This is a genomic window from Nocardioides seonyuensis (genome assembly GCF_004683965.1).
Taxonomy (GTDB): domain Bacteria; phylum Actinomycetota; class Actinomycetes; order Propionibacteriales; family Nocardioidaceae; genus Nocardioides; species Nocardioides seonyuensis.
The window spans coordinates 476431-492622 of record NZ_CP038436.1 but is presented as its reverse complement, the minus strand read 5'-3'; the positions used below and the strand labels follow the sequence as shown (position 1 = coordinate 492622).

18 protein-coding genes are annotated in these 16192 nt (G+C 70.8%); 15 read left to right on the top strand and 3 right to left on the bottom strand.

Features of this window, described 5'->3' with window-relative positions:
* Nucleotides 1-11 precede the first annotated feature (11 nt).
* Nucleotides 12-890 carry an SDR family NAD(P)-dependent oxidoreductase gene (locus EXE58_RS02460; protein WP_135266413.1) on the top strand — a complete coding sequence of 293 codons (879 nt, stop codon included), beginning with the start codon at nt 12-14 and terminating at the stop codon, nt 888-890.
* A 168-nt stretch (nt 891-1058) separates the two neighbouring features.
* Here EXE58_RS02460 and ku read toward each other — a convergent pair whose 3' ends face one another.
* Nucleotides 1059-2012, bottom strand: coding sequence for a non-homologous end joining protein Ku (ku, locus tag EXE58_RS02455; RefSeq protein WP_135266412.1), 954 nt, complete (start codon nt 2010-2012; stop codon nt 1059-1061).
* Nucleotides 2013-2028: 16 nt separating this feature from the next.
* Between ku and ligD (EXE58_RS02450) the strand changes: the two genes are divergently transcribed.
* From ligD (EXE58_RS02450) to prfB, 14 genes are all read left to right on the top strand, one after another.
* Nucleotides 2029-2979 (top strand): non-homologous end-joining DNA ligase, encoded by a 951-nt coding sequence (ligD, locus tag EXE58_RS02450; protein WP_135266411.1) that lies wholly within the window; start codon nt 2029-2031, stop codon nt 2977-2979.
* 5 nt (nt 2980-2984) lie between these two features.
* Nucleotides 2985-3869 (top strand): non-homologous end-joining DNA ligase, encoded by an 885-nt coding sequence (ligD, locus tag EXE58_RS02445; RefSeq protein WP_135269382.1) that lies wholly within the window; start codon nt 2985-2987, stop codon nt 3867-3869.
* An 80-nt stretch (nt 3870-3949) separates the two neighbouring features.
* Nucleotides 3950-4681 (top strand): hypothetical protein, encoded by a 732-nt coding sequence (locus tag EXE58_RS02440; protein ID WP_135266410.1) that lies wholly within the window; start codon nt 3950-3952, stop codon nt 4679-4681.
* Nucleotides 4682-4816: 135 nt separating this feature from the next.
* Nucleotides 4817-6085: a TadA family conjugal transfer-associated ATPase gene (locus tag EXE58_RS02435; protein ID WP_135266409.1), complete on the top strand. Its 1269-nt coding sequence runs from the start codon at nt 4817-4819 to the stop codon at nt 6083-6085.
* Complete coding sequence (locus tag EXE58_RS02430; protein WP_135266408.1) at nt 6085-6936, top strand: type II secretion system F family protein; 852 nt, start codon at nt 6085-6087, stop codon at nt 6934-6936. The genes EXE58_RS02435 and EXE58_RS02430 overlap by 1 nt, the downstream gene beginning before the upstream one ends.
* A complete protein-coding gene (locus EXE58_RS02425) occupies nt 6933-7874 on the top strand; it encodes a type II secretion system F family protein (RefSeq protein ID WP_135266407.1) in 942 nt (313 codons plus the stop codon). The genes EXE58_RS02430 and EXE58_RS02425 overlap by 4 nt, the downstream gene beginning before the upstream one ends.
* 46 nt (nt 7875-7920) lie before the next feature.
* Nucleotides 7921-8133, top strand: a complete 213-nt coding sequence (locus EXE58_RS02420; protein WP_244242387.1) for a hypothetical protein — start codon at nt 7921-7923, stop codon at nt 8131-8133.
* Nucleotides 8134-8136: 3 nt separating this feature from the next.
* Nucleotides 8137-8526 (top strand): TadE/TadG family type IV pilus assembly protein, encoded by a 390-nt coding sequence (locus tag EXE58_RS02415; RefSeq protein WP_244242386.1) that lies wholly within the window; start codon nt 8137-8139, stop codon nt 8524-8526.
* The gene (locus EXE58_RS02410) at nt 8523-9002 is read left to right on the top strand and encodes a hypothetical protein (protein WP_135266406.1); all 480 of its coding nucleotides are present in this window, start codon (nt 8523-8525) and stop codon (nt 9000-9002) included. The genes EXE58_RS02415 and EXE58_RS02410 overlap by 4 nt, the downstream gene beginning before the upstream one ends.
* Nucleotides 9003-9025: 23 nt before the next feature.
* Entirely contained in the window at nt 9026-9436 is a 411-nt protein-coding gene (locus EXE58_RS02405) for a pilus assembly protein TadG-related protein (protein ID WP_244242385.1), read from the top strand.
* Nucleotides 9437-9674: 238 nt separating this feature from the next.
* The gene (locus EXE58_RS02400) at nt 9675-10355 is read left to right on the top strand and encodes a collagen-like domain-containing protein (protein WP_167288632.1); all 681 of its coding nucleotides are present in this window, start codon (nt 9675-9677) and stop codon (nt 10353-10355) included.
* A gap of 202 nt (nt 10356-10557) precedes the next feature.
* Entirely contained in the window at nt 10558-11364 is an 807-nt protein-coding gene (locus EXE58_RS02395) for a DUF4369 domain-containing protein (RefSeq protein ID WP_135266403.1), read from the top strand.
* 139 nt (nt 11365-11503) lie between these two features.
* Complete coding sequence (locus EXE58_RS02390) at nt 11504-13168, top strand: alpha/beta hydrolase (RefSeq protein WP_135266402.1); 1665 nt, start codon at nt 11504-11506, stop codon at nt 13166-13168.
* A gap of 66 nt (nt 13169-13234) precedes the next feature.
* Entirely contained in the window at nt 13235-14350 is a 1116-nt protein-coding gene (prfB, locus tag EXE58_RS02385) for a peptide chain release factor 2 (RefSeq protein WP_135266401.1), read from the top strand.
* Here prfB and EXE58_RS02380 read toward each other — a convergent pair whose 3' ends face one another.
* Both EXE58_RS02380 and EXE58_RS02375 read right to left on the bottom strand, forming a co-directional pair.
* On the bottom strand, nt 14351-15619 hold the full coding sequence (locus EXE58_RS02380) for a hypothetical protein (RefSeq protein ID WP_135266400.1): 1269 nt from the start codon (nt 15617-15619) through the stop codon (nt 14351-14353). It abuts the gene before it with no gap.
* Nucleotides 15612-16121 (bottom strand): SigE family RNA polymerase sigma factor, encoded by a 510-nt coding sequence (locus EXE58_RS02375; RefSeq protein ID WP_135266399.1) that lies wholly within the window; start codon nt 16119-16121, stop codon nt 15612-15614. Before EXE58_RS02375 ends, EXE58_RS02380 begins: the two co-directional genes overlap by 8 nt.
* Nucleotides 16122-16192: the final 71 nt, after the last annotated feature.

Below are 16192 nucleotides of genomic sequence, written 5' to 3'. Positions count from 1 at the left end.
AGGCTGCCGCCGTGAGCCTGCTGATCCAGACACCGCGCGCCCGTGTGGCGCGTCTCGCCCGGCGGTTGACCGGTGCCCCGAGCCCGCTGGACGGGCGGACCGTCCTGGTGACGGGTGCCTCGTCCGGCATCGGTGAGGCGACTGCCCTGGCGGTCGCCCGGCGGGGCGCTCACGTGCTGCTGGTGGCCCGTCGCGCCGACGAGCTCGAGCGGGTGCGGGCCGAGATCGAGGCCGCGGGCGGTGTTGCGTCGTCGTACGTCGTCGACCTCACCGACGGCGACGCCATCGACGCGCTCGTCGAGCAGGTGCTGGCCGAGCACGGAGCGGTGGACTACCTGGTCAACAACGCGGGCCGCTCGATCCGGCGGTCGCTGGCGCTGTCCCACGACCGGTTCCACGACTTCGAGCGCACGATGGCGATCAACTACTTCGGGCCGGTGCGCCTGACGATGGGGCTGCTGCCCGCGATGCGTGACCAGCGCTTCGGCCACGTCGTCAACATCGTCACCTGGGGCAACCAGCTCAAGGCGCCGAAGTTCGCGCCCTACATCGCCTCCAAGAGCGCGCTCGACGTCTTCGGCCGGATCCTCGGCCGTGAGGAGTTCCACCACAACATCACGTGCACCAACATGCGCGTGGCCTTGGTGGCGACGCCGATGATCGGCCCCACCGAGGCCTACGCCGACCGTCGGGCGGAGTCGCCCGAGGCGTGCGCGGAGCGGGTGGTGCGTGCGCTCGAGGACCGGCCCATCACCGTCAACGGGGTGGTCGGCTCGGTCGGCGAGGTGCTCAACCTCGTCGCGCCGCGGCTCTCGGACCTCGTGATGGCCGAGATGGCGCGGCGGGTGCCCGACTCGGCTGCCGCGCGTGGTGAGGGCCCCCGCGCCTGACTCCCGCGCCTGACCCCCGCGCACCCGAAACACTCTCGGGATAGTCCGTATCAATTGGGTCCTTGCGGACGCCTCCTGAGGAGCTTCTTGATATGGACTATCGGGCAGGAGCCTGTGGACGCGCGGGCGGGAGACCCTGGGGTCAGAGAAACCGTGCGGCGGGGAGACCTAGCTGGCCTTCTTGGCCGGCGTCTTCTTCGCAGCGGCCTTCTTGGCGGTCTTCTTCGCAGCCGTCTTCTTGGCGGGTGCCTTCTTCGCCGCAGACTTCTTCGTGGCGGTCTTCTTGGCCGCGGTCTTCTTCGCCGGTGCCTTCTCGGCGGGCTCGTCCTCGGACTCCTCGGACTCCTCGCCCCGCGCCGACTTGGCTGCCGCCACGGACTTCTGAAGGGCGGCCAGGAGGTCGACCACCTCGCCGCCGGTCTTGGTCGACTTCTCGGTGCGCTTGACCTCGCCGCCCTCGATCTTCGACTTCACCAACGCCTCGACGGCTCCGGCGTAGTCGTCCTCGAACTCGGAGGGGTCGAAGTCGCCGGCGAGGGTCTCGACCAGCATGTTGGCCATCTTGACCTCGGCGTCCTTGGCCTCGCCGACGTCGACGGAGAAGTCGGGGGTGCGGACCTCGTCGGGCCACATCATGGTCTGGAGGACGATCACGTCGTCCTTGACCCGCAGCACCGCGATGCTCGTGCGCTGCCGCAGGGCGACGGTGACCACGGCCATCCGATCGGCGTCCTTGAGGGCCTGGCGCAGCAGGGCGTAGGGCTTGGCGCCGGCGCCCTCGGGCTCCAGGTAGTAGGACTTCTCGAAGAGCAGCGGGTCGATCTGCTCGCGCGGCACGAACTTCTCGACAGCGATCTCGCGCGAGGATGTCGAGGGCAGCTCGGCGAGGTCGTCGTCGCTGAGGATGACCATCTCGCCGTCCTCGGTCTCGTAGCCCTTGGCGATGTCGGCATAGGCGACCTCCTCCCCGTCGAGGGAGCAGACGCGCTGGTACTTGATGCGGCCGCCGTCCTTGGCGTGCACCTGACGGAAGGACACGTCATGGCTCTCGGTGGCGGCGTAGAGCTTCACAGGCACGCTCACGAGGCCGAAGGAGACGGCACCCTTCCAGATTGCTCGCATGGGGTAAGCATGTCCCATGCGCCCCATGCTCGCCACCCGCGGCGACCGGCTCCCGACCTCTCCGGAGTGGCTGCACGAGGTGAAGTGGGACGGCATCCGGCTGCTCGTCGACTCCACTCCCGAGCGCGGGCTGCGGCTGTGGAGCCGCAACGAGAACGACGTCACCGCGGGCTATCCCGAGCTCGCCGGCTTCGGTGCCGGCCGCGACCTGCTGGTCGACGCCGAGGTGGTCGCCTTCCGCGACGGCATCCCGACCTTCGCCGCGCTCGCCGAGCGCATGCACGTGCGCAACCAGCGCCGCCTGGAGGTGCTGGCCCGCGACAACCCCGTGACGCTGCTGGTCTTCGACGTGCTGCGCCTCGACGGCCGCGACCTCACCGGGCTGCCGCTGGAGGAGCGTCGCGAGATCCTCGAGGGCCTCGAGCTGGCCGACGTCCACTGGCAGGTGCCGGCGGCCTACGACGACGGCGAGATGCTGATGCAGGCCACCGAGCAGCAGGGCCTCGAGGGTGTGGTGAGCAAGCGCCGCTCGTCGCGTTATGAGTACGGCGCCCGCTCGCGGCACTGGCTGAAGTTCCCCCACCGGCGGCGCACCTCGTGGGTGGTGGGCGGCTGGCGGCCCGAGACGGGCTCGCGCGGGCGACTGGGCGCCGTACTCGTCGGGCTGCCGTCGGCGGACGGCCTGGTCTTCATGGGCCGGGTGGGCTCCGGTATCGCGGGCCGCAACGGACAGGCGCTGCTGGAGCTGCTGGCGCCGCTGGCACGCACGACGACACCCTTCGTCGCCGGCATGCCGAAGGTCGACGCCGTCGGCAGCCACTGGGTTGAGCCGAGCATCGTCGTGGACGTGGAGTCGCTCGGCTTCTCCGGTCAGGGGCGGCTGCGTCAACCGGCGTTCATCGGGGTACGACACGACCTCGCCCCCGACGACCTCGTCGAGGACCCGGCCGAGGAGGACGCGGAGTGAGCGAGATGCAGGTCGAGGTCGAGGGACGCACCCTGACCATCAGCAACCTCGACAAGGTGCTCTACCCGGCGACGGGCACGACCAAGGGCGAGGTGCTGCACTACTACGCCCAGGTGGCGCCGGTGCTGCTGCCGCACCTCGCCGACCGCGCGGTGACGCGGATCCGGTGGCCGCACGGGGTGCAGGGCAACAGCTTCTTCGAGAAGAACACCCCCGCAGGCACTCCCTCGTGGGTGCGCACCCACGAGGTGCCGACCACGGGGTCGCGGTCCGGCAAGGGCGAGGGCACGATCAGGTTCCCGATCTGCGACGACCTCGCGACGCTGACCTGGCTGGCCAACCTCGCCGCCCTCGAGCTCCACGTCCACCAGTGGCAGGTCGACGAGGACGGCACCCCGCGCAACCCCGACCGGCTCGTCATCGACCTCGACCCGGGGGAGCCCGCCGGCCTGCACGAGTGTGCGCGCGTCGCGCTGCTGGTGCGCAACGCCCTTGCTGAAAGAAACGTTGCTTGCACGCCGGTGACCAGCGGCAGCAAGGGCCTCCACCTCTATGCCCCGCTGCCCGGCGAGCTCGACAGCGACGGCACGACCGCCCTGGCGAAGGAGGTCGCCGAGGGCCTGCAGAAGGCCCACCCCGACCTGGTGACCGCGGCCATGACGAAGGCCAAGCGGCCGGGCAAGGTGTTCCTCGACTGGTCGCAGAACTCCGGCTCCAAGACGACCATCTCGCCGTACTCGTTGCGTGGTCGTGAGCGACCGATGGTCGCCACCCCGATCACCTGGGACGAGGTCGAGGAGGGCGCCGAGGACGAGCTTGCCCTGGAGCAGTTCGACTTCGAGGACGTGCTGGCGCGGGTCGAGGAGCACGGCGACCTCTTCGAGGCCTGAGGGTCCGGTGGCGGGCCGAGTCCGCTCGTGACTCCTGGCCGGTGCGCTCGTTGACCTCAGAACAGGATCGGAGGAGCAACGTGCAGGCTTCGCGGGACTCTGTCTCAGCGGCCATGCTGTGCGTCGGCGTGGTGGCCCTGGTGTGCGCGTTCGCGGTGTCTCCGCTGACCCAGGACACCTCCCTGGACGAGGCCTTCCGTGTCCGGCCGGACTTCTCCGCACGCCTGTTCACCTCGGCGCTCATGTTCGGGTGTGCGTCAGCAGGCATGGCCAGCGGGTCGGTGGTGCTGTGGCGCCTGCTCCCGCCGCGGAAGACCTGGTCGCGGGTGGCGGTGACGGCCTACGCCCTCGGCACCCTGGGCCTGGGCTTGTACGGCGGGGCGCTCGTCTACGCCCACTCCCTCCTCGACCCCTCCGGGGTGCTGCACGTCGAGCAGGTGCAGGCGCTCCGCGAGGAGCTGTGGCTGCGGATCCTCCTGGTCGGATGGCTGTTCTTCTTCCTGAGCGGCCTGGTCATGCTGGCGGTCGGGATGCTCCGCAACCCACGGGTGCCGCGGTGGGTGCCGTCGGCCATACTCGCGTTCGTCGCCAGCCAGTTCATCCCGCTGCCGGGCGGGCACGCCACGTCGGTGGCGCAGTTCGTGGTGCTGGCGGTTGCGCTGGCGCACGCCGCAGCGCTGGCTCATGGCAGCGCGACCGGGCGTGACCCCGAGCTCGCCCGGGTGTGGCCCACGGGTCGTCGGCGGGTCGTCGCGGTCGCGCCCGTGGGGCTCGACCCTGGCGGCACACGACAAGGGAATCGCCAGCACTGATGTCGTCCGCCGCCAGGGTGGACGACTCAACACTGGGTGAAGGTTGTCCACAGATCGTCTGGACACTCTGGTTCGAGGCGCTCGTGCGCCGATAGCGTCTGGCCCGGAACTTCTCGGGACCAGGGGGACACACCCATGACGCTGACGCGTCCCTACACGCACGACCACTCACACGCCCAGCTCGTCGAGCAGCTGGACGCGCAGGTGCGCGAGGGCGTGCGTCGCGAGGGAGTCGACCCGCAGCTCGTGCCCGCTGCCGTACGACGCATCGCCGAGGACGTCGTCGGCGAGCATGACGACCTGAGTCTCACCGGCGCCGTCGCGCCGATCGCCGACCCCACCGCGATGGTCGGCGAGCTCGTGGCCCGCATCTCGGGCTTCGGAGCCCTGCAGCAGTTCCTGGACGACCCTGAGGTCGAGGAGATCTGGATCAACGACCCGAGCCGTGTGTTCGTGGCCCGGCGAGGTCGTCACGAGCTGACCAACCTCGTGCTCGACGCGGCGCAGGTGCAGGAGATGGTCGAGCGGATGCTCAAGACCAGCGGCCGGCGCATCGACATCAGTCAGCCATTCGTCGACGCGATGCTGCCGGAGGGCCACCGCCTGCACGTGGTGCTCGAAGGCATCTCGCGCGGGTTCAGCGCAGTCAACATCCGCAAGTTCGTCCTGCGCGCCCATCGGCTGGTCGACCTCGTCGCACTGGGCAGCCTCACCCCTCAGGCAGCTGCCTTCCTCGACGCCTCGGTCCGAGCGGGGCTCAACATCCTGGTCGCAGGCGGCACGCAGGCGGGCAAGACCACCATGCTCAACTGCCTTGCCGCTGCTGTCCCGGGCGGTGAGCGCGTGGTGAGCGCGGAGGAGGTCTTCGAGCTGCGTTTCGCCCACCCTGACTGGGTGCCGATGCAGACGCGTCAGGCGGGTCTCGAGGGGACTGGCGAGATCCCGCTCCGGGTCCTGGTGAAGGAATCTCTTCGCATGCGGCCCAGCCGGATCATCGTCGGGGAGGTGAGAGCCGAGGAGTGCCTCGACCTGCTGCTCGCCCTCAACTCGGGGCTGCCGGGGATGTGCACGCTCCACGCCAACAGCGCGCGGGAGGCGCTCGTCAAGATGTGCACGCTTCCCCTTCTCGCTGGGGAGAACATCTCGGCACGGTTCGTCGTCCCCACGGTTGCCAGCTCGGTCGACCTCGTCGTCCACCTGGCGCTCGGCCACGACGGCTCCCGCCGAGTCAACGAGATCGTGGCCGTGCCAGGACGGGTCGAGTCCGACGTCATCGAGGTCGAGCCGATCTTCCAGCGTGTCGGTCAGGACCTGCGTCGTGCCTCAGGAACGGTTTCGAGGCCGGAGCGTTTCGAGCGCGTCGGCATCGACGTCCGCGAGCTCCTCGCGGACAGGGATGAGTGATGGGCGCGCTGATCGGCCTGGCGACGGGCCTGGGACTGACCCTGATCTGGTCGGCATTCGCTCTCCCGCGACGACCGCGCGACTCGTCGCGGCGACGTCCGGGGAGCCAGCTGCTCGCGCGTGCGGGCCTGTCGGACGTCACGCCCAACGGCCTGGTCCTGCTGTGCGCGGCCCTGGCGTTGGTCACGTTCGTGGTGATCCAGGCCGTCTCCCACACGTTGCCGGTCGCCGTCGTCTTCGCCGCCATGGCCGGCTACCTGCCCGTCTCCGTGCTGCGTGCGCGGGCAGCCCGACGTCAGCGCGACTTCATCGAGGTGTGGCCGGACGCCGTCGACAACCTCGCGAGCGCGGTCAGAGCGGGCCTCTCGCTTCCCGACGCCGTGGCGGCGCTGGGCGTCAGCGGGCCCGAGGTGCTGCGCGGGCCCTTCCAGCGCTTCGCCATGGACTACCAGGTCACTGGTCGGTTCGGCGACTCGCTCGACCTCCTCAAGGAGCGCCTCGCCGACCCCGTGGGTGATCGTGTCGTCGAGGGTCTGCGAGTGGCTCGCGAGGTCGGCGGCGGGGACCTGGGGCGACTCCTTCGCAACCTCTCGGGCTTCCTGCGCGACGACGCGCGGACCCGTTCCGAGCTCGAGTCCCGGCAGTCGTGGACCATCAACGGTGCCCGACTGGCGGTGGGTGCACCGTGGGCGGTGCTGCTCCTCATGTCGTTCCAGACCACGGTGATCCAGCGCTATGCCTCACCCGCCGGCGTCGTCGTCCTCGGCCTCGGCGCCGGCCTGTGCGTCACCGCCTACAGGTTGATGATGCGCATCGGGCGGCTCCCGGCCGAGCGGCGGATCCTGGCATGAGCTCGTCTCTGTGGGGCGGCCTCCTCGCCGGAACCGCCACGGTCGGTGCCCTGCTCGTCGTGTCTCGTGTGCTCACGCTGCGCAGGCCGGTGCTGGCGCAGCGGGTTCTTCCCTACGTGCGCGACCTCCCTCGAGTGGGCGCCACCGGAGCCTCGCCGGCGGCCTCGTCCTCGCCCACCGCAGCGGCTGCGGGCATCTTCGGTCCGTCACTGCGCGCAGCGGCAGACCTCGTCGAGCGCGTCCTGGGCGGCAGCGCATCGGTCCGTCGTCGACTCGAGCGTGCCGGGCTGGACACCACGCTGCACGAGTTCCGCATCTCTCAGGTGCTGTGGGGGCTGGGTGCCTTCGGCATCATGGCCGCCATCCAGCTCGTGCGAGCCCTGGGTGGTGCGGGAGCGCCCGTCGCCGCGGTCCTGTCGTGCCTGGTCGCCTTCGCGGCTGGGGTGTTCTTCCGCGAGCAGCAGCTCGGGGCATCGGTGAAGAAGCGCGAGCGCGAGATCCTGGTCGAGTTCCCGACGATCGCCGAGCTGCTCGCCTTGGCGGTCGCCGCCGGAGAGAGCCCGGTGGCGGCCCTCGACCGCGTCGTACGACGCAGCCACGGCGAGCTCTCGGCAGACCTGGCCCGGGTGCTCGCCCGCATCCGCACCGGTGAGCCGGTGGCCCGGGCGTTCGACGCGCTCGCCTCCACGACCGGCCTGCCACTGGTCGCCCGGTTCGCGACCGGGATCGCGGTGGCGATGGAGCGCGGGACGCCGCTGGCGGACGTGCTGCACGCGCAGGCGGCGGACGTCCGTGAAGCCGGCCGCCGCGAGCTCATCGAGTCTGCCGCCCGCAAGGAGGTCCTGATGATGGCGCCCGTCGTCTTCCTCGTGCTGCCCGTGACGATCCTCTTCGCGTTCTTCCCCGGCGTCATCGGGTTGCGCCTCGTCACGCCTTGACGTTCCACCAGCTCTCCACCTGACCCCACCACACAGAAGGAATGCCATGTGCAATGCGATCTTGGGGCTGCTGCTCCTCCACTTGACTTCCCTCGGCCGCGTCGAGGTGCCCGGGCGGCAGCGCGACGAGCGGGGTGATGTGCCGGGCTGGGTGATGGTCACCGTGATGTCGGCGGCGGTCGTGGCGGCCTTGCTCCCGTTCATCCAGGACGAGCTGCGCGACATGCTCGGCGCGGCCTTCGACATGGTTCGGGGGTGACCGTTGCGCCCGCCCCGCGCCCGGGGTGAGCGTGGCTCGGCAGTGGTCGACTTCGTCCTCGTGATGATGCTGCTGCTGCCCTTGGTGCTCGGGATCCTCCAGCTGGCGTTGGTGCTCCACGTCCGCAACACCCTCGCTGCCGCTGCGGGGGAGGGCGCCCGTTTCGCCGCCGTGGCGGGCTCGTCCGCCGCGATGGGAGAGGCCAAGACACGCGAGCTGATCGCCGGTGCCCTCTCCGAGCGCTTCACCCAGCAGGTCGACGTGCGAGCGTCGCCGGTCGGTGGCGCGGCCGGCTTCGAAGCGGTCGTGGTCGCGGACGTGCCGATCCTGGGCATCGGTGGGCCGAGGATCGAGCTGCGCCTGACTGGGCATGCCGTCGCGGAGCAGCAGTGACCCGCCGCCGCCGCGACGATCGCGGCAGTGCGCTGGTCGAGTTCACCTGGCTGGCGGTACTCCTGCTGGTGCCGCTGGTGTGGATCGTCATCTCGGTCTTCCAAGTGCAGCAGGGGGCCTTCGCAGTGAGTGCCGCGGCAAGAGCGGCGGGACGCGCCTACGCGCTCGCACCCGACGACGCTGTCGGTCGTGAGCGGGCTCGGCTTGCTGCGCAGCAGGTGCTGGCCGACCAGGGTGCGGCCGGTCAGACCGCCTCGGTGGACGTCTCGTGCGAGACACCTGACCCTGGCAACTGCCTGGTCGGCACCTCGGTGATCACCGTGCGGGTCCGCTCCAGCGTCACGCTTCCCCTGGCCCCGGAGATCCTCGGCGAGGGTGCTGCCACGTTCGCGCTCGACGCCACCCACACAGTCCCCTACGGACAGTACGTCGAGAGCTCCACCGCCGAGCAACAGCCCGACGCGAGCCGCCGATGAGAGTCCGCGACGAGGCCGGGCAGGTGACGGTACTGATCATCGGCTTCGCCACCATCCTGCTGATGGCGATCGTGGTCGTCATCGACGCCTCGGCCGCCTACCTGCAGCGGCAGGGTCTCGACAGCCTTGCGGACGGCGCAGCGTTGTACGGCGCCGACCTCGGCGCTGACGGCATCTACGAGCACGGTGTCGGTGCCGAGCGACTCATGCCGGAGGAAGAAGCGGTCCGGGCGGCGGTCGCCGACTACCTGGTCCGCACGCGCGCCCAGCAGCGCTACCCCGGCATCGACGTCAGCGTCGTGGTGCACGAGGCGGACCGCTCGGTCACCGTCGCGCTCGAGGCACCGCTCGACCTGCCCCTGCAGATCCCTGGGTCCCCGGCCCAGCCCATCGTCGCGGCGAGCAGCACCGCGTCGGTCACCGTGATGCCCTGATCCCAACTGCCGTCGCGGATGCGAGGGGGGCTCGGTCCTGCGCTGACATCGCCGCGACAGCGGCCCCTTCCAGCTGATGTCGGGGATTGTCCTGTTCTCCGGTCTTCCGGGACGGATGTTGCGAGGATGATCGGCAACGACGCGATGTGGAGACAGACAGATGTTCGAACGAGTCAGCGCGCCTGTCGCCGCGGCCTCATTGGCGATTGTCGTCGTGGCGTCGGCAGGCACCGGCGCCGTGGCACAGCGACTCATCGATTCCCAAGATGTTGCCGACAACTCCCTCCGCGGCAAGGACATCAAGAACGGCACCATCACGTCCAAGGACGTGAAGGACGGTTCCATCAGGGTCGCCGACTTCGGGGACGTCCTCCCTGTGGGAGCGAACGGGCTCCCTGGTCCAGCCGGGGTCGCCGGACCGCCGGGTGAGATCGGTCCTCGAGGCCCGCAGGGCGAGCACGGAGAACCTGGGCCGCAGGGCCTGCCAGGCGCACAAGGAGTACAGGGCGAGCAGGGTGTACCGGGTCCCCACGGCGAGCAGGGCGAGCAGGGCGCGCGAGGCATACAGGGCGTACAGGGCGAGCACGGCGTACCGGGTCCCCAGGGCGAGCAGGGCGTACCGGGTCCCCAGGGCGAGGTCGGCCCCGCCGGCAAGGACGGCACGAATGCCCTGGTCGGCCTCCGGGTGGTCAGTGCCGTGGGGAACGGCGCCGCGGGAGCAATCAGCGTGGTGAGCTGCGCCGACGACGAAGTCCTCATCGGCGGCGGGGCCGAGATCATCATGGCCGGCAACGGAGCCGCGCTCTCTGTGAACGGCCCGCAGGATGCGCGCAGCTGGGGCGCCAAGATCGGCACCCTGCCTGACGGAAGACAGGGCCAGGGCAACCTCAAGATCACCGCGTACTGCATCCCGTCCTGACGAGACGTCGACGAACCCCTCAAGCCCCCGCGTGGCTGACCGGCCCGACCATGGGCGTCGCCCTACAGTGAGGGCGGGGATGCCGAGCGGCGGAAAGAAATCTCGGGGATTGCCGCAACTTTTCTCGTGACCGCTGCATCTCCCTGTCGAACGACGCGCACCACCGTGGAGCGCGTAGCACTCGATCCGATTGGGGAACACCATGTCTCGCACCAGCATCGCGGCTGTCGCACTCATCGCCCTCGCGCCGGTGGCGGCCCTGGCCACCCCCGCCACGGCGGTCGCCTCCGCAGACGCACCGCACGCCCGCAAGGCCGCGGCCAAGTTCAAGGTCATCGCCAAGGTCAACATGACCGAGGCCGTCGCCGGCGAGGACAAGATCAAGGTCAAGGGCCGGGTCAAGCCCAACGCCCGTGGCGAGAAGATCGTCCTCCAGCAGCGCCTCGACGGCAACAAGAAGTGGGCCAAGACCGACACCGCGAAGATCAAGAAGAACGGCACCTTCGTGCTCAAGGACAAGCCCAGCCGTGGGGGCGAGCGCGAGTACCGCGTCCTCAAGCCGGGCGACGACGGCATCAAGAAGGGCTACAGCAAGCCGATGTCGGTGACCGTCTGGGCCTGGGAGAAGCTCGGCTACATGCCGTCCGGAGCCAAGAACGCCGTCACGGTCAACAGCGGCTACATCGCCACCGAGTACTACTACCCGACGATCCAGACCGAGACCGCCGGCACGCCCGGGTTCATCGAGTACACCCTCGGCAAGAAGTGCACGACGCTGCGCGGCACCTACGCGCTGCTCGACACCTCGGCGACCGGGTCCACCGGCACCATCGCGGTCAGCACCGACGGCGCCGTCCGCTCGACCTACAACCTCGCCGTGGGCACCATCGCCGCTGACGAGGAGCTGTCGGTGACCGACGTGTTCCGCCTCCGCTTCGACTTCGCGTCGAGCGCCGCTCCGGCCGCCGCCATCCCGGCGATCGCCGACGCCGAGGTCCTCTGCAGCTGACACCCGCTCCACCACCGCACACGCCCGGCCGGGTCCACCCGGCCGGGCGTGTGCTGTTTCACGGCCCATCATCGTCCGCGACAAGAGGCGTGCCGAACCCCTAGCCTTCGAGAGGGTCGTCCAGCGGAGGTGATCGATCGTGGCCGAGCCTGCGGCGTGGATCGCTCGGGTGCCGCCCGCGCTGCTTCGTGTGCGCCTGCTGCCTGCCGGGATCGCGACGGCCGTCGTGCTCGGCTGCCTGTCCATGACGCCGTCCCTGCTCCCGCGGTCGGGGCTGTTCCAGGGGATCGTCACCGGCGTGGCCATGGCCCTGGGGTACGGCATCGGCGTGCTCGTCGCCTGGGGCTGGCGCGGCCTCCGCGACCGTGAGCGCGAGCCCTGGCCCTGGTGGGCGCGCTGGGGGCTGGCGGTCGGCGGCCCCGCGGCCCTCATGGTCAGCCTGGTCCTGGGCGTGCGGTGGCAGGACACCGCCCACCGGCTCGCGGGGACCGACCCCGAGCCGGTGTCGTACCTGTTGCTCAGCCCCGTCGCCGCGCTCCTCGTCGCCGCTCTCCTCATCGCGCTGGCCCGCGGCATCCGCTGGTCGACCCGCCGGGTGGTGGGACTTCTGGAGCGCCGGCTCAAGCCGTCGGCCGCGAGGGTCCTGGGCGTCGTGGCCGTCGCGTTCGTGGCGTGGACCCTGCTCACCGGGGTCGCGGCCGATGCCGGCCTGCGGGCCCTCGACGCGTCGTTCGCCCTGGCCGACCAGGACACCCCGGCCGGTGTCGAGCGTCCCACCACATCGCTGCGGTCGGGCAGCGAGGAGTCGCTGGTGCCGTGGGACTCGCTGGGGCGGGAGGGCCGGACCTTCGTGGGGCGAGGGCCGGACGCCGAGGAGATCGAGGAGCTCACCGACCGCCCGGCGGTGGAGCCGATCCGCGCCTTCGCCGGGCTCGACAGCGCCGCCGACGCCGAGGAGCGGGCTGCACTGGCCGTCGACGACCTCGAGCGCGCGGGCGGCTTCGACCGCGGGCACCTCCTCGTGGTCACCACGACCGGCACCGGCTGGGTCGAGCCCAGCGCCGCGAGCGGGTTTGAGTACGTCACCGGCGGCGACTCCGCGATCGTCGGCATGCAGTACTCCCACCTCGCCTCGTGGCTGTCCTTCCTCGTCGACGCGGGCCGGGCGAGGGAGGCGGGCCGCGAGCTCTTCGACGCCGTCTACGAGCGCTGGTCCGCCCTGCCGAGCGACGACCGTCCCGAGCTCTACGTGTTCGGGGAGAGCCTGGGCTCGTTCGGCGCGGAGGAGGCCTTCAGCGGCGAGTACGACCTGAAGAACCGCACCTCCGGGGCGCTGCTGGTCGGTCCGCCCAACTTCAACCCGCTCTACCGCAGCTTCATCGACGACCGGGACGCGGGATCCCGGGAGATCGAGCCGGTCTACCGCCAGGGCCGGATCATCCGGTTCACCACCCGCGCCGAGCGTCCCCAGCCGGAGGACCAGCCATGGCCGGACAGCAGGGTGCTCTACCTCCAGCACGCGTCGGACCCCGTCACCTGGTGGAGCCCCGACCTGCTCCTGGAGCGCCCCGACTGGCTCGAGGAGGCGCGCGGCGACGACGTGCCCGACGCCATGCGGTGGATGCCGCTGGTCACCTTCCTCCAGGTGTCCGCCGACCTCGCCGGGGCCTTCTCGACCCAGCCTGCGCACGGCCACAACTTCTCCGGCGAGCACGCCGCCGCCTGGGTCAACGTGCTCCAGCCCGACGACTGGGCCCCGGAGGTCACCGAACGACTGCGCCAGGAGCTCGCCCGCCACCCTTGAGCAGTCGGTGCTCTGCGCGGGGCGCGATGGCGCTCGGGCGTGCCGGGGGCCGTAGGCTTGCTCCTCGTGGCAGGCATTGAGTTCGACACCGAGATCCGACAGCTGCGAGCGACCATGAAGACCATCGGCCAGGTCCTCGACCTCGACCGGATGCGCACCGAGGTCGCCGACCTCGGCGAGCAGGTCGCCGCGCCCGACCTCTGGGACGACCAGGCCAACGCGACCCGGGTGACCGGCCGCCTCTCCGCGCTGCAGGGCGAGCTCGACCGCTTCACCGGCCTGGAGTCCCGCATCGAGGACCTCGCGCTCATGGTCGAGATGGGCCAGGAGGAGGGCGACGCCGAGACGCTCGCCGACTCCGAGCGAGAGCTCACCCGCATCAAGAAGTCCGTCGAGTCGCTCGAGATCCGCACGCTCCTGTCGGGAGAGTACGACGAGCGCGACGCCATCGTGAGCATCCGCTCGGGCGCCGGCGGGGTCGACGCGGCCGACTTCGCCGAGATGCTCATGCGGATGTACACGCGCTGGGCCGAGCAGCACAAGTACGGCGTCGAGGTCTATGACGTCTCCTACGCCGAGGAGGCCGGCATCAAGTCGGCCGAGTTCGCCATCAGGGCGCCCTACGCCTACGGCACCCTGTCGGTCGAGTCCGGGACCCACCGCCTGGTGCGGATCAGCCCCTTCGACAACCAGGGCCGGCGCCAGACGTCCTTCGCGGCCGTCGAGGTCATCCCGGTGCTCGAGCAGACCGACGAGATCGAGATCGACGAGAACGACATCCGCACCGACGTCTACCGCTCCGGCGGACCTGGCGGCCAGTCGGTCAACACCACCGACTCCGCCGTACGACTGACGCACATCCCGACCGGGACGGTCGTCTCCTGTCAGAACGAGAAGTCCCAGCTGCAGAACAAGGCCTCCGCCATGGTGGTGCTCAAGGCCAAGCTCCTCGCGCTCAAGAAGGCGGAGGAGGCCGCGCTGAAGAAGGACCTCAAGGGCGACGTCGCCGCGAGCTGGGGCGACCAGATGCGCAACTACGTGCTCAACCCCTACCAGGTGGTCAAGGACCTGCGCACCGGCCACGAGTCCGGCAACCCCGCCGCGGTGTTCGACGGGGCGCTCGACGACTTCATGGAGGCCGGCATCCGCTGGCGCCGCGGTGCGGAGAAGGCAGACGCCTGATCAGCGCTTCTCGGCGTCGCCTCCCACGGCCAGAGTGTCGTGGAGGAGCGAGGCGATGGCCTGCACCGCAGGCTCCGGCGCGTCGGGCTCGCCGATCGCGACCCACGCGAGGGTGGCGCCGCGCTGGGCGAGCACGAAGGTGCCCTCCGCCGACGACGCGGACAGCGTCCGGTCGCCGCGCAACGTGCCGGTGGTGACGGCCCACGCGGCCCGCTGGCAGGAGGCGAGCGTGTCGGCAACCTCGTCCACCGACGCGCGGGCTGCGTCCTCGGTCTCCAGGCCTGCTTGGGAGGTGGTGAAGCCCAAGCGGGCGCTCGACGCCGACCCCCAGGACTGAGCGCTGAGGGGGAAGGTCGCGGTGCACGGCAGCTCGGAGCTGGTGGTGACCCGGGCCGGCCATCCACCCGTTGCCCGTGCCACGGCGGCGCGGGTGAGGGGGGTGTAGTACGGCACGACGTCGCTGGACGAGGCTGAGTCGCCCGACCCCTCCTCGACCCGCGTCATGGAGGACTCGAAGCTGATGTCCGCGTCCATCGCGCGGTCCAGCAGCTCCGCGACACGTTCCTGCACCTCTGCTGGTGCGGCATCAGGGGCGACGACGGCGAGCATCGCGATCCGGGGACCGTCGAAGGCCAACCACACGTCGGCTGCCGGTTTCGACGACCCGTCGGGAACGTGGAGATGGCGGGCCTCGGTGGACCCGACGGTGGAGACGTCGGGGACGACTCCGCACGCATCCTCGAGCGCACTGGGGGCGTACATGTCGATCACCGTCGCCGCGTCCGCGGCGGTGCGGAACTCCCCGAACGTCACGAATGCCGCAGACCTGCCTGTCTCCGAGACCAGGACCACGTCTCCGAAGCGGCGGGGCGTGACGTTGGTTCCCGCGCCCCGCAGCTGGTCGAGGCACGCCGCCTGCCCGAACGCGACCTCCTCCATGGAGTCGCCCTTGGTCGCCTCGTGCCAGGGCCCTGTCCACCCGTCGGTGGCGTCGCTGAAGGCGGCGCCGGTGAAGACGGCCCCGTCGCCGGTCGTGGCCACGTCGCGGCGCTCGTCGTTGCTCGTTCCTCCCGTGAGCTGGGGGAGCGCCACCGCGGCGACGACGACGGCGACCGCCGCGCCGACCGCAGCGAGCGTCGTACGACGCCGGCGCCGGACGGTCGCGACGGCGGCAGACGCTCCCGGCGCGCCCGGTCGGGCGCCGAGGTCGCGGGCAAGGGAGTCGAAGGCCTCGTCGAGGTCGAGGTCGCGGGCGTGGCTCTCAGGCATGCGTGGGTGCTCCGTTCTGGCTGGGGTCGGCGAGGATCTCGCCGAGCGCGGCGCGGCCGCGGGAGAGACGCGCCTTGACGGTGCCGCTGGGGCACTTCTCGAGGCGGGCGACCTCCTCGACCGGGAAGTCCGCGAGGTGGTGGAGGACGATCGCGCGGCGCTGGGCCTCGGGGAGCTGGCGCAGGGCGGTGATCAGCAGCGCAGAGGTCTCGCTCGGGCCGTCGACCTCGATCACGTGGCGGTGGCGCTGCTGCCAGGACCTGGCCGCCCGGCTCCGCCTCCACCTGCTCACGGCCAGGCGTGTCGCCACCTGGCGCACCCACGCGCCCGGCTCGTCGTACCGCGCGATCTGGGACCAGCGCGCCCATGCCCGCGTGTAGGCCTCCTGGGCCAGCTCCTCGGCCACGCCGATCTCGCCGGTCATGGCGTAGGTGCACGCCAGGGTGCGCGGCCACGTCGCGTCGTAGAACTGCGCGAACTCCTGCTCGGGCGCTGGCCCCATGGATCGTCCCCGTCTTCCCTGTGACGCCCTGTGCGGCGCCTACGAGATCAACACGCCGGAGGCTAGTGCCC

Excerpts from the sequence above, each read along its gene's own strand:
- EXE58_RS02380 (WP_135266400.1), bottom strand. The coding sequence starts at position 15,619 with ATGCCTGAGAGCCACGCCCGCGACCTCGACCTCGACGAGGCCTTCGAC.
- EXE58_RS02420 (WP_244242387.1), top strand. The coding sequence starts at position 7,921 with ATGTGCAATGCGATCTTGGGGCTGCTGCTCCTCCACTTGACTTCCCTC.
- EXE58_RS02435 (WP_135266409.1), top strand. The coding sequence starts at position 4,817 with ATGACGCTGACGCGTCCCTACACGCACGACCACTCACACGCCCAGCTC.
- ku (WP_135266412.1), bottom strand. The coding sequence starts at position 2,012 with ATGCGAGCAATCTGGAAGGGTGCCGTCTCCTTCGGCCTCGTGAGCGTG.
- ligD (WP_135269382.1), top strand. The coding sequence starts at position 2,985 with ATGCAGGTCGAGGTCGAGGGACGCACCCTGACCATCAGCAACCTCGAC.
- EXE58_RS02395 (WP_135266403.1), top strand. The coding sequence starts at position 10,558 with ATGTCTCGCACCAGCATCGCGGCTGTCGCACTCATCGCCCTCGCGCCG.
- EXE58_RS02425 (WP_135266407.1), top strand. The coding sequence starts at position 6,933 with ATGAGCTCGTCTCTGTGGGGCGGCCTCCTCGCCGGAACCGCCACGGTC.
- EXE58_RS02430 (WP_135266408.1), top strand. The coding sequence starts at position 6,085 with ATGGGCGCGCTGATCGGCCTGGCGACGGGCCTGGGACTGACCCTGATC.
- ligD (WP_135266411.1), top strand. The coding sequence starts at position 2,029 with ATGCGCCCCATGCTCGCCACCCGCGGCGACCGGCTCCCGACCTCTCCG.
- EXE58_RS02375 (WP_135266399.1), bottom strand. The coding sequence starts at position 16,121 with ATGGGGCCAGCGCCCGAGCAGGAGTTCGCGCAGTTCTACGACGCGACG.